Source organism: Silvania confinis, assembly GCF_025564085.1.
Lineage (GTDB): Bacteria > Pseudomonadota > Gammaproteobacteria > Enterobacterales > Enterobacteriaceae > Enterobacter > Enterobacter confinis.
The window spans coordinates 299,395-311,677 of the sequence record NZ_JAMGZJ010000078.1; the positions used below are offsets into that span (position 1 = coordinate 299,395).

The window sequence follows — 12,283 nt, forward strand, 5'->3', positions numbered from 1 at the left end:
TATGGCTATGAAACGAAATACCCTGGCGCGCCAGGGGGGCTTTACGCTGCTCGAATTAATGGTGGTGATTGTTATTCTCGGCGTACTGGCGAGTATGGTGGTGCCGAATTTAATGGGCAATAAAGAGAAAGCAGACACCCAGAAAGCGACCAGCGATATCGTGGCTCTGGAAGGGTCGCTGGATATGTACAAGCTGGATAACCACCGCTATCCGACCACCGATCAGGGCCTGCAGGCGCTGGTCACCAAACCTGAAATCGCCCCGATCCCGAACGGCTACCGCGCCGACGGCTATATTCGCCGCCTGCCGCAGGATCCGTGGAGCAATGATTATATTCTGGTCAGCCCTGGCGAGCATGGCGCTATCGATGTGTTTTCTGCCGGCCCGGATGGCGAAGCCAATACCGCCGATGATATTACCAACTGGTCGCTCGATAAAAAATAATGACGAAACAACGCGGCTTTACTTTGCTGGAAATTATTCTCGCGCTGGTGATATTCGCCAGCTGCGCCATGATGGTGGTCTCAACGATACCGTCGCGCAGCGGCGCGGATATATTTGGCCAGCAGCTTAAAGCTCTTGTTGAATACGGTTCCGATCGCGCGGTGATGGACGGCAATATTGTCGGCCTGACGATCGCCCCGGAGCAATATCAGCTGGTGACCGTCGAAGAGAAAGACGGCAAACGTCGCTGGGTGCCGTTAACCGCCGGGCGCATTACGACCCACGGCGCGTTCCCGGAGGCGATGCATGTCTCGCTGTCGCCGCAGCGGCTGGCGGCCACCGTCGACTGTGAACCGCAAATCCTCTTTTTACCGGATGGTGAAATCAGCCGTTTTACCCTTGCGCTGCAAAGCGACGATAAACAGCACATCTTCCGGGTGGTCTCCCAGGGCGCGTCCCCGGTAACGGTAGAAAACAATGGCTAAAGCGCAGCAACAGGGCATGACGCTGCTGGAGGTGATGGTCGCGCTGGTGATCTTCTCCACCGCCGCGCTGGCGCTGATGAACTCCGTCTCGCTGAACGTGCGCTTTACCTACGGTCTGGCCGATACCCTGCAGGCCAGCTGGGTGGCTGAAAACCAGCTGGCAGAAGCCCAACTGACGCAAAGCGACTTCCCCGATGCCGAAGAAGAGGGCAGCGAAACCCAGGGCGGGCGCAGCTGGACCTGGCATAAGCAGCGGGTGAAAAGCGCCGAACACGGAGAGATTAACAGGATCCAGGTGTGGGCCGAAGGCGACGACAGCCAGCCAGTCATCACCCTGTCTGTCGTGCCGCCAGGAGAGAAAAAGTGAAGCACACCCGGCATCAGCAGGGCTTTACCCTGCTGGAAATCATGATTGCCCTGACCATCTTCGCGGTGATCAGCACCCTGGCGTGGCAAATTCTCGACGGGGCGATGCGCACCAGCGCCGCCACCGATGCCAGTGCGGCGAAACTCAACCAGCTCCAGCGCGCCTGGAATCTGCTGGAGCGTGACTTTTTTCAGCTGCAGGCGCGTGCGCCGCGCCACGGGAGCGATCGCTTTCACTTTAACGATCGGGGGCTGGAATTTACCACCCTGAACGGCGTCAGCGGCCAGATCCAACTGGAGCGCGTGCGCTGGCGGCTGGACGGTGGACGCCTGTGGCGCGACGTCTGGCCCGCCATCGATGGCCCGGCAAAGGTCAAGCCGGACGAAGTGCCGATCGTCAGTGACGTCAAAGCGGTGCAGTGGCGCTTCTGGCAGGGCGAGTGGCAGAAGGACTGGACCGACACCGACCAGCAGCCGGACGGCGTTGAACTGACGCTGACCATGGAAAGCGGCGAGACCTGGCGCTGGGTCTTTATCACTCCGGGCGATCTGCCGCCGGTCGAGGCGGCTCCGGCTGCGGTGGAACCACCGGCAGCAGACGCCGCACCCGCTGGCGCAGAGGCCCAGCCATGAGCCGGGTTGGCAAACAGCAGGGCGTGGCGCTGCTGGTGGTGCTGATCCTGCTGGTGTTGATGTCGGCGCTGGCGGCGAAAATCAGCCAGCAGTTCTGCCGTAATTTGCAGAAAACCCACTACCAGGTGAGCCAACAGCAGCTGCGCTGGGCGATGCAGGCCCAGGAGACGGCGATTAAGGCACGTCTTCTGACGGCGACCCGCGGTGAAAACAACGTGCTGACGCTGGACGGCGACTGGCACCAGCCGCTGGAAACCCAGGGCGATGACTACACGGTCATCGGCCAGGTCGAGGATGCGCAGGACTGTTTTAACGTCAACAACCTGCTGGCGGCACCCGCTGAGGCGGAAAAGACCGACGCGCCTGCGGTGAGCGAAAAGCCGCGCCAGCAGCAGATCCTGGAGCAAATTTTTACCGACAGCGGGCTGAGCAGCACCCGCGCGGAAGAACTCTATAGCCAGCTGGTGGACTCTCTCGATGAAGACACCGTCACGGCAAAAGACGGCCAGGAGGACGATGCCTGGGCAGGCCTGCAGCCCGCGCGCCTGCCCGCCAACCAGTTAATGCAAACCCTGAGCGAAATCAGACAGCTACCGGCGTTCCCCGCGGCCGCTTGGCCGACGGTGAGTGCGCTGCTGTGCGCTCTGCCAACCACGGCCAGTAAGGTTAACGTCAACACGTTGACGGCGAAACAGGCGCGGCTGCTGGCGGCCTTGTTCCCCGGAAAGCTGAGCGAAGAAGAGGCGAAGCGGATCATTGAATCGCGCCCGGAAGCGGGCTGGGAGAGCGTGGCGACCTTCAGCGAGACGCTGGAGCGTGATGCCCCGCAGCTAAAAGACGACCTGAAAATGGCGGGCGAGCAGCTCGCCGTCACCAGCCGCTATTTCCGCGTGAATTATACCGGCAATACCGATGCGCTCACGCTGCGCGTGGTCAGCCAGCTGCGGGCAGAAAGCGAAACGGGCGCGATCCGAACGTGGCAGCGCCGTTACCGAATGATTGAATAACACAAGTCTGAGGCTATGAAACAGGTAATTTTTGTGCGTCCCGACACTCGCGAGGATGCAAAGGTATGGTGGTGTGAATCGGGCAGTCAGCAGGTGATGATCCTGGACGGGCATCAGGCCCTGAGCGCGCTGGCAGAACACCCGCTGGCGGCGCGGGTGTGTCTGCTCTTGCCCGCCAGCGAGATGATTTTCCGTCACTTCACGCTGGCGAAAAAGAGCCAGGCGACGCCGTTCTCGTGGATGGCGGAAGAGACGCTGATCGGCGACGTGGACGACCTCCACTGGACGGTGCTGCACAAAGCCGGCTGCGAGGTGGATGCCGTCGCCATCGACAGCGCGCGTCTTCAGCAGTGGCTGGCACGCTTTAATGCGGCGGGCCTGACGGTGACCCAAATACTGCCGGATGCCTGGCTGCTGCCCGGCGAGCCCGACAGCAGTACCCTGGTGGCCGTGGAGGATCAGGTCTGGCTGCGCGGCCCCGAGGTGGGGGCCTGCAACGTGGACGCGGCGATGCTGCCGCTGCTGCTGGCAAACGATGCCGGAACCGTCTGCTGCTACGGCGACGCGCCCGACGGCGTAACCTGCACGGAAACACTCCCCTGGCAGCATCCGCTGACGTTAATCCAACCGCGCTGGAAAAGCGTGCGCGTCAATCTGCTGCACGGTGACTTCAGCGCGCGGGCCAACGGCGGGGCGGCGAAAACACTCCGACGGGCAACGGCCGCGATGGCGCTGCTCTGCGTGGGGCTGTTGACCGGGCCGCGCGTGGCGACGGCGTGGATGCTGGTGCAGGAACAGAACCAGATGCAGCAGGCGATCGTGCAGATTTACCAGCACCATTTCCCCAGCCTGCGCCAGCAGAGCAACATCAAATACCATTTTGGTCAGAACCTAAAAAAACAGCGGAAAGGGCTTTTTCAGCAAATTGATGAGCTGGAAGCGATCCGGCGCAGCGTGCCGGGGATCGAAATCGAGCGCGTCGAATATGACGGGACGCAAAACAGCCTGATCCTGAGCGTTAAAACGCAGGATCAGCCGCAGCTTCAGCAGTTCGTGCAGCAGGCGAACAGCCGTTTTGCCTTTGTCTTACAGCCGGTTTCCACGGCTGCGCCTTATACCGCCATGGTGACAGGGAAATATAAATGAAAGTAAAGGTCGCGCAGTTAAAAGCCCGCTATCAACAGTACAGCGCCCGCGAACGCAATCTGATCGCACTGTGCAGCGCCGCACTGTGCTGCGCCGGGCTGTATTACGCTGCCCTGATGCCGCTGGATACCATGATCGCCAGCAGCCAGTCTACGCTGGCCCGCCAACAAGAGACGCTGCGATGGATGCGCGACGAAATTCAGAAAAACCACCTGCAGGTACAGCAGTTGAAAACCAGTAATCCGCGCAGCGCGGTGGAAAACAGCGCCCACGAAATTAACCTGACCCTGAATGACGTGCGCCAGGAGGGTCAGTCCCTGCACTTTGCTATCAATCGGGTGAATGTGTATGTGCTTAAAAACTGGCTGCGCGAAATGAACCTGACCACCGGCGTGCGGCTGGAGAAGATGACCATGACCCCGGCGGATCACGTCAGCGATGTCAAAGTGGAGATCCAGCTCACCTGGAAAACCGGGGTATGAATGCCCTGACCGTGCTGCATGCGCAGGCTCTGCCGGGGTTATGTGCCGCCAGCATGCTGCTGGGGGCGATTTTTGGCAGCTTTCTCGGGGTGGTGGCCGAGCGGCTGCCCGCGTGGGTTCGCGAGGAAGCGGGCGCGGGGAACCTGCTTTATCCGCCGTCGCACTGCCCGGCCTGCCAGCACAGGCTAAGCGCGTGGGAGAACATTCCGCTGCTCAGCTGGCTGTGGCTGCGCGGACGCTGCCGCCATTGCCGGACGCCCATTCCTCTGCGTCTGCTGATGCTGGAGCTGCTGAGCGCGCTCTTTTTTGCCCTCAGCGCCGGGTTGGCCCCATCCGTCGGCATGATGCTGTGCCTGTGGGTGCTGTGGTGCGGCCTGCTGCCGCTGGCGCTTATCGATCTGCGTGAGCAACTCCTGCCCGACTGCCTGACCCAGCCGCTGTTGTGGGTTGGGCTCCTGATAAACCTGCACCTGCACTTTCTACCGCTGGCCGACGCCCTGTACGGGGCGGTGGCAGGCTATCTGGCGCTGTGGCTGGTCTACTGGGGCCATCGGCTGGCGACCGGGCGGGAAGGGCTGGGCTACGGTGACTTTAAGCTGCTGGCGGCGCTCGGGGCCTGGTGCGGCTGGCAGGCGCTGCCGTCAATCCTGCTGCTGGCGGCGCTGGGCGGCATCGTCGGCTGGGCGCTTTTTTTCCAGCGCCAGGACAGGGACCACGCGATCCCCTTCGGGCCTTTTCTCGCCTTCGCCGGTTTAACAATCTTTATTCTGCAGCACCTGTTCTTCACTTTTTAATTCGCCAGGTCAAGTTATTCCTGAGCTTTTTTCGTGAAAGGGAAAGCGCGAAAAATAACGCGGCGAACGATATCGTAATTCCGGGTTAATAAACCGTACCCTTTTTTTCCATGCCGTATGGAACGCATGGGCTTTTTATGTTCACGTTTATCTAAAGGAATGATTAATGAAAATTATGCAGCCGAAATATTTGGCTTTATTTGTCGCTGCGGCGGTCAGTCCGGTATTTGCCGCCGCGCCGGCAAAACCGAGCCTCACGAACGGAAATGACAAATTTGCCATTGTGGAGGTGGATCAGTCCGCACAGGAATATAACTCGCTGATCAAGGTCAAAGACGGCGTGGATGTGACCGTTGAGTGGAATGTCTGGAGCGGCGATGCCCCAACCTCGGCCAACGTGCTGCTGGACGGCAAGGTTGTGTGGAGCGGGGCGGGGAGCGCCGCCGGTAAGGCCACCTTCAAGGTCAATAAAGGTGGACGCTACCAGGAGCAGGTGCAGCTGTGTAACGACAGCGGCTGTAGCACCAGCGACAGCAAACTGGTGATTGTGGCTGATACCGACGGTAGCCATCTGCTGCCGCTGAGCACCCCAATGCTGGAAAATAATAAATCCTATGCCAAACACTCTGACAAAGTGGTGGCAGCGTATTACCCGGAGTGGGGCGTATACGATCGTCAATTCAGCATTGATAAAATTCCTGCCGATAACGTGAACCATATTATTTATGGCTTTATTCCGATCTGCGGCGACGATATTAACGCCAGTGCCGGAAATGCACTGGAAGCGCTGAAAAAAGCCTGTAAAGGTCGTGAAGATTATACCGTGGCCATCCACGATCCCTGGGCTGCGCTGCAAATGCCGCAGAAGGGCGTGGCAAATTACGATGATGCCTATAAAGGCACCTACGGCCAGATGATGGCGCTGAAAAAAGCGCATCCGGGCCTGAAAATTCTGCCGTCGATTGGCGGCTGGACGCTCTCCGATCCGTTCTTCCGCATGCACGATAACGTGCTGCGCGCGCGCTTTGTCTCCTCGGTGAAAGAGTTCCTGCAAACCTGGAAGTTCTACGACGGTGTCGATATCGACTGGGAATTCCCGGGCGGCGGCGGCGAAAACCCCGCCCTCGGCAACCCGGCGGTGGATAAAGAAACCTATACCCTGCTGATGCACGATCTGCGCGCGATGCTCAACGAGCTGTCTGCCCAGACCGGCCGCACCTATGAGTTAACCTCCGCCATCGGCGCGGGCCCGGCTAAAATCGCCAATGTCGATTACAACGCGGCGCAGAAGTACATGGATTACATCTTCCTGATGAGCTATGACTTCTACGGCTCCTGGAGCATGTCCGATCTTGGCCACCAGACCGGGGTGTATGCGCCTTCCTGGAAACCGGACAGCATCAACACCGACGGCAGCGTCAACGCGATGCTGGCCCAGGGCGTCCAGCCGGGCAAAATTGTCGTCGGCGCCGCAATGTACGGCCGCGGCTGGACCGGCGTCCACGGTTATACCGGCAACAATCCGTTCACCGGCACCGCCACCGGCGCGATCCCGGGCACCTGGGAGAGCGGCATCGTTGACTATCGTCAGATTGTCAACAAATACAAAGGTCAGCCGGGCTGGGAATATCATTACGACACCGAAGCCGAAGCGCCATACCTGTTCAACAAGAGCAGCGGCATGCTGATCACCTATGACGATGCCCGTTCCGTAGCGGCGAAAGGCCAGTACGTGCTGAACAAAAACCTTGGTGGCCTGTTTGCCTGGTCGATGGAGTCCGATAACGGCGACATCCTCAATGCGATGAACGAAAGCCTGGTTAACGGCACGTCCGGCAGTGATGAGCCAGTGGTGACCAACCGTGCGCCAGTGGCCTCCGCCAGCGATCTGTCGGTGACCGGTCCGGCGACCGTGACCCTTGATGGTTCGGCCTCAACCGATCCCGACGGCGACGCGCTGAGCTGGAAATGGACGCAGACTTCCGGTGCGACCGTAACGCTGGCTAACAGCACCCGCGCCAAAGCCACCTTCCCGGTTGCCGCCGTTGCCAGCAATCAGACGCTGGGCTTCCGCCTGACGGTGACTGACAGCAAAGGCCTGAGCAGCACCGCTGACGTGCAGGTGGTGAATCATGCGCCAAAAGCCAACCAGGCTCCGGTGATCAACACCCTCGCACCGGTTTCGCTTGAAGCGGGCCAAACCCTGTCGCTGCATGCCCAGGCGGTTGATCCGGATGGCGATACCCTGTCCTACGCCTGGAGTGTACCGGGCGACATGAACGCCAGCGGCCTGAATACGGCTAACCTCAACATTACCGCCCCGGATGTCAGCAGCGAGACGGCGTACACCCTGAGCGTGGTGGTGAGTGACGGTAACACCAGCGTGCAGTCTAACGTGCAGGTCACGGTGACGCCAAAAGCGGTGGTGCCTGACGAGGCGGGGGTACCGGATGACGAAACCCCGGCTGCCGACGATGAAACGTCCCCGGCAGACGACGCGGCAACCGGCAGCTGTGACAGCACTCCGGTCGATGTGACCGCCGGTCAGTATCCGTCCTGGAGCAGCAGCAAGGTGTACACCGGCGGCAATATCGTGAGCTTCGATAATCTGGTGTGGAAAGCGAAGTACTGGACGCAGGGCAACCAGCCGGGCTTCGGTGTGGATGCCTGGGATCTGGTGAGCAAGGTCCAGCTTGGCTGGCAGCCGACCATAGTCTACAACGGCGGTGACACCACCACCTTTGAAGGCAATAGCTACCGCGCACAGTGGTGGACAAAAGGTGATAAACCTGGCCAGAACAACGTCTGGGTGAAAACCGGCACGGCTGACTGCCAGTAATCGCTGATGCTTGACTCGTGACCACGCCCGCAACGGCGTGGTCACGGTCATTTCTGGAACGTGCAACATGAAACGCTTACTTCTTCTGTGGCTGCTGCTCAGTCAGGGCGCACTGGCAAACTGCTGGGACAGCGCCGGACACCGCTATCACGTCGACCCGTATTTGCTGTTTGCGATTGCGAAAGTGGAGTCGGGGATGAACCCCCACGCGGTAGGCTGGAATCGGGATGGCACCCGGGATGTCGGGCTGATGCAAATTAACAGTATCCACTTTCCCGAGCTGCAGCGTGCCGGTATCGATGAGGCGCGTCTGATGAGCGAACCCTGCACCTCAATCCGGGTCGGGGCATCGATTCTGTCGGGAATGATCAACGTGTACGGCAATAACTGGGAGGCGGTGGGGGCCTATAACGCGGGCCTGAAAAAAGAGAACTATCCGCAGCGCATGGTTTACGCCCGCAAGGTGTGGCAGACCTATCAGCACATCAAAACCCGTCCAGCATACTGACGGGCCTGATATTCCTTCAGCGATGCAGCTTGCCGTGATCCCGCAGCCACGCCGCGGTGCGCACAATGCCGTCATCCAGCGTCACCACCGGCTTATAGCCCAGCTCACTCTCTGCGCGCTGCGTATTAAGGGTAAAGTCAAAATTGAGTTTCGACACCCCGTAGTGGGTCAGCGCAGGCTCTTTTGCTGCTTTATTGCCTAACCGCTCCATGCTGCGGGCAATGATATCCAGCATCGGATAGGGCACCGAGCGGATCCGGCAGTGAATATTCAACTCGTCGATCAGCCGCTGCACAATGCTGCGCAGCGAGCGCGGTTCGCCGTTGGTGATGTTATACGCCCGACCGGACGGCAGGCCGTCGCAGCCGCTCTGGCTGGCCAGCCACATGGCGTGAATGGCATTGTCGAAGTAGGTCATGTCCACCAGCGCATCGCCGCCGCGCGGCAGCAGCACGCTGCCGTAGTGGTGCATCATCTGCGCCAGGCGCGGAATAAACACTTTGTCGTGCGGGCCAAACAGGCTTTGCGGGCGCAGCACCGTAAAACGGGTGTGCGGATTCGACTGAGCCAGCAGATCGATAACCTCTTCGCTGGCGGCTTTGCTGCGGGCAAACTCGCAGGCGAAGCGCGTCGGGCGGAAATCTTCCTGAATATCGCGATGGTGGTGATAGTCAAAATAGAGCGACGGGGAGGAGATATGCACGAAGTTACGCACCCCCCAGGCCACGGCCCACTCGCCCAGACGGCGGGTGGCGCGGACGTTCGCCAGATCGAAGGCCTGCTGGGTTCCCCACGGCGAGGTAAAGCTCGAGCAGTGCCACAGCGTATCGATCCCGGCGAGCATCGCTTTTGCCTGAGAAGAGACCAGTTCCGTCAGGTCGGCATGGACAAACTCTACGCCCATTTTTTGCAGCAATTTACCCACCGCTTCATTACGGCCGGTGGCTCGGACGCTGATGCCTTTATTGCGCAAAAACTCCACCGCATTGCGGCCTAAGCCGCTGGTGGCGCCGGTAACCAGTACCTTCATATCGATCCACTGTGTAGATAAAGAATTTCGTGCGCATTCTTCCGTGAATTACGCCTGCATGCAATGGGAAACGTGAAAGATTCGGAGTTTTAATTAGACTTTTTCTGTCTTTTGTTCTGCCTGAAGAGCAATACGCCGCGCCATCCCCCGGAAGATAAACAGGTGCGCCGGGATCATCAGCAGCCAGTAGAACAGACCCGGCATTCCGTGCGGATGCCACCACGCGCGCACGTCCAGCTCCCGATGGGTGCCTTTATCCTTTAGCGTAAAGCACAGCCGCCCGAGGCCGGGGGCTTTCATGCCGAACAGCATCGCCAGCTGTTTCTCCGGCTCGACGATGATCACCTTCCAGCTGTCGACCGTATCGCCGGTTTGCAGATACGGCGCTTCCGGGCGGCCTTTCGCCAGCTTATGCCCGACCAGCAGATCCATCATTGCCCGGGTCTGCCACAGGGCGTTGCCAAAGAAGTAGCCCTCTTTGCCGCCAATCTGATTTACCACCTGCCACAGCGCGCTGAGGCTGGCGGAGGTTTTCACCGTACAGCCCGCCTGCTTCGGGTAATAGCCGTACTCCGGTCGCCAGCGGGCGAAGGCCTGCGCGTCGTAGCCCCAGTCGCTGGAGTTCACCAGCTTCTCTTCTTCTTTTAGCGTGTTGCGCACCGCGTCGTCGAAGCGGATCAAATCCTGCGGGATCAGCGCCCGGAGCTCGCGGTCGTCCGCCAGCAGATCGTGCTTCAGCCCCTGGATTAACGCTTTGGCGGTGGTGGGGGGTACCGAGGTGATGACGTTTAAAAACCACACCGAGATCCAGCGAGTCGGGAAGGGGATCGGAACCAGCCAGCGGCGGCGACCGCTGACCTGCATAAAGTGTTCGAACTGTTGCTGGTAGCTCAACACTTCGGGCCCGGCGGCCTCCAGCACCCGGTGCTGGTCGGTCGGATGGTTGAGCAACTCCACCAGATAGTGAAGCAGATTTTCCAGCGCAATCGGCGTGGTGCGCGAGCGCACCCAGCGTGGCGGGGTCAGCACCGGCAGGTTATAGACCATGTCGCGCATCACTTCGAAGGCGGCAGATCCTGCCCCGACGATGATCCCGGCCCGCAGCTCGGTGAGTGGAATACCGGCGCTGCGCAGCGTCTCGGCGGTCAGCTGGCGGGCGCGCAGATGGTCGGATTGTTCATGCTCCGGTGCCTGCAGGGAGCTGAGGAATATTACCTGTTTAACCGGATGCGCCAGCAGCACGTCGCGCACGTTCATTGCCACCTGGCGCTCGTGAGCAATAAAATCGCCCCCTTCGCCCATGCTGTGCACCAGATAATAGAGGGTGTCGACGCCTTCAAGCAGGGCTGCCAGATCCTGCGGCCAGTTGAGATCGATGGCGTGGCAGGTGACGTTGGGCAGATCCAGCTTCTGCAAGCGTTCAACGTTGCGTGCCGCCGCCAGCACCTGATGCCCACGCTGACTCAGCGCCGTCACCAGATGCTGACCGATATACCCGCTGGCACCCAGCACCAGAATACGTTGCGGCACGTTTTGCTCCTTAGCGCTGTAAAAACGCCTGCCAGTGGGTCACCACTTCGGCAAGCTGGTTACGGTTGGCGTCCAGATGCATCACCAGGCGTACCACCGGAGAGGCGTTAATCAGTACGCCACGGGCTTTCATAAATTCACCCAGCGCGGCGGCGTTGTCGTCACCGACGCGGATAAACAGCATGTTGGTGTCGTGACGCATCACATCGGCGCCCACTTCACGAAGCTGGGTGGCCATCCACGCGGCGTTGTCGTGATCGTCCTTCAGACGCGACACATTATTTTTCAGGGCATACAGACCCGCCGCGGCGAGGATCCCGGCCTGGCGCATGCCGCCGCCGGTCATTTTACGCCAGCGGTTGGCGCGCTTGATGTAGTCGGCATCGCCCACCAGCAGGGAGCCAACCGGCGTGCCCAGCCCTTTGGAGAGGCAGATAGTGAACGAGTCGCAGTACTGAGTGATTTCTTTGAGCTCGCAGCCATACTCCACCACGGCGTTAAAGATACGCGCCCCGTCAACGTGCAGTCCCAGCTTGCGCTCGCGGGTGAAATCCCACGCTGATTTCAGGTACTCACGCGGCAGCACTTTGCCGTTATGGGTATTTTCCAGACTCAGCAATTTGGTGCGGGCGAAGTGAATATCGTCGGCTTTGATTTTGGCGGCCACTTTATCCAGCGGCAGGGATCCGTCCGGGGCTGCATCGATGGGCTGCGGCTGAATGCTGCCGAGCACCGCTGCGCCACCCGCTTCGTACAGGTAGTTATGCGCCCCCTGGCCGACAATGTACTCTTCGCCGCGCTCGCAGTGGCTGAGCAGCGCCACCAGGTTGGCCTGGGTTCCGGTCGGCAGGAACAATGCCGCCTCTTTGCCGCTTAACTCAGCGGCATAGCGCTGGAGTTCATTGACGGTCGGATCGTCGCCGTACACGTCGTCCCCGACCGGCGCGGCCATCATTTCATTGAGCATGGCCTGCGTCGGGCGAGTAACGGTGTCGCTGCGTAAATCAATCATGGCATT

Annotated in this window: 13 protein-coding genes; 10 read left to right on the forward strand and 3 right to left on the reverse strand. The window is 60.1% G+C overall.

Annotated features, from left to right (window positions below):
- Position 1 precedes the first annotated feature (1 nt).
- The 10 genes from gspG (at position 2) to iagB (ending at position 8,705) form a co-directional block, all read left to right on the forward strand.
- Entirely contained in the window at positions 2–445 is a 444-nt protein-coding gene (gene gspG, locus M8013_RS19215) for a type II secretion system major pseudopilin GspG (RefSeq protein WP_271269376.1), read from the forward strand.
- Entirely contained in the window at positions 445–930 is a 486-nt protein-coding gene (gspH, locus tag M8013_RS19220; RefSeq protein WP_271269377.1) for a type II secretion system minor pseudopilin GspH, read from the forward strand. The genes gspG and gspH overlap by 1 nt, the downstream gene beginning before the upstream one ends.
- The gene (gene gspI, locus M8013_RS19225; RefSeq protein WP_271269378.1) at positions 923–1,297 is read left to right on the forward strand and encodes a type II secretion system minor pseudopilin GspI; all 375 of its coding nucleotides are present in this window, start codon (positions 923–925) and stop codon (positions 1,295–1,297) included. Before gspH ends, gspI begins: the two co-directional genes overlap by 8 nt.
- Positions 1,294–1,929 carry a type II secretion system minor pseudopilin GspJ gene (gspJ, locus tag M8013_RS19230; protein ID WP_271269379.1) on the forward strand — a complete coding sequence of 212 codons (636 nt, stop codon included), beginning with the start codon at positions 1,294–1,296 and terminating at the stop codon, positions 1,927–1,929. The genes gspI and gspJ overlap by 4 nt, the downstream gene beginning before the upstream one ends.
- The gene (gene gspK / locus M8013_RS19235; protein ID WP_271269380.1) at positions 1,926–2,936 is read left to right on the forward strand and encodes a type II secretion system minor pseudopilin GspK; all 1,011 of its coding nucleotides are present in this window, start codon (positions 1,926–1,928) and stop codon (positions 2,934–2,936) included. The genes gspJ and gspK overlap by 4 nt, the downstream gene beginning before the upstream one ends.
- 15 nt (positions 2,937–2,951) lie before the next feature.
- Complete coding sequence (gene gspL, locus M8013_RS19240; RefSeq protein WP_271269381.1) at positions 2,952–4,082, forward strand: type II secretion system protein GspL; 1,131 nt, start codon at positions 2,952–2,954, stop codon at positions 4,080–4,082.
- Positions 4,079–4,564, forward strand: a complete 486-nt coding sequence (locus M8013_RS19245) for a type II secretion system protein M (RefSeq protein WP_271269382.1) — start codon at positions 4,079–4,081, stop codon at positions 4,562–4,564. Before gspL ends, M8013_RS19245 begins: the two co-directional genes overlap by 4 nt.
- A complete protein-coding gene (locus M8013_RS19250; protein WP_271269383.1) occupies positions 4,561–5,358 on the forward strand; it encodes a prepilin peptidase in 798 nt (265 codons plus the stop codon). The genes M8013_RS19245 and M8013_RS19250 overlap by 4 nt, the downstream gene beginning before the upstream one ends.
- A gap of 166 nt (positions 5,359–5,524) precedes the next feature.
- Positions 5,525–8,197, forward strand: a complete 2,673-nt coding sequence (locus M8013_RS19255; RefSeq protein ID WP_271269384.1) for a glycosyl hydrolase family 18 protein — start codon at positions 5,525–5,527, stop codon at positions 8,195–8,197.
- A gap of 67 nt (positions 8,198–8,264) precedes the next feature.
- Complete coding sequence (iagB, locus tag M8013_RS19260) at positions 8,265–8,705, forward strand: type III secretion system invasion protein IagB (protein ID WP_271269385.1); 441 nt, start codon at positions 8,265–8,267, stop codon at positions 8,703–8,705.
- A 16-nt stretch (positions 8,706–8,721) separates the two neighbouring features.
- On the opposite strand, the gene M8013_RS19265 is transcribed toward iagB, so the two are convergent.
- From M8013_RS19265 to ltaE, 3 genes are all read right to left on the reverse strand, one after another.
- Positions 8,722–9,735: an NAD-dependent epimerase/dehydratase family protein gene (locus tag M8013_RS19265; RefSeq protein WP_271269386.1), complete on the reverse strand. Its 1,014-nt coding sequence runs from the start codon at positions 9,733–9,735 to the stop codon at positions 8,722–8,724.
- Between the two features lie 93 nt (positions 9,736–9,828).
- Entirely contained in the window at positions 9,829–11,265 is a 1,437-nt protein-coding gene (locus tag M8013_RS19270) for an SDR family oxidoreductase (RefSeq protein WP_271269387.1), read from the reverse strand.
- Positions 11,266–11,275: 10 nt separating this feature from the next.
- On the reverse strand, positions 11,276–12,277 hold the full coding sequence (gene ltaE / locus M8013_RS19275) for a low-specificity L-threonine aldolase (protein ID WP_271269388.1): 1,002 nt from the start codon (positions 12,275–12,277) through the stop codon (positions 11,276–11,278).
- Between the last annotated feature and the right edge of the window lie 6 nt (positions 12,278–12,283).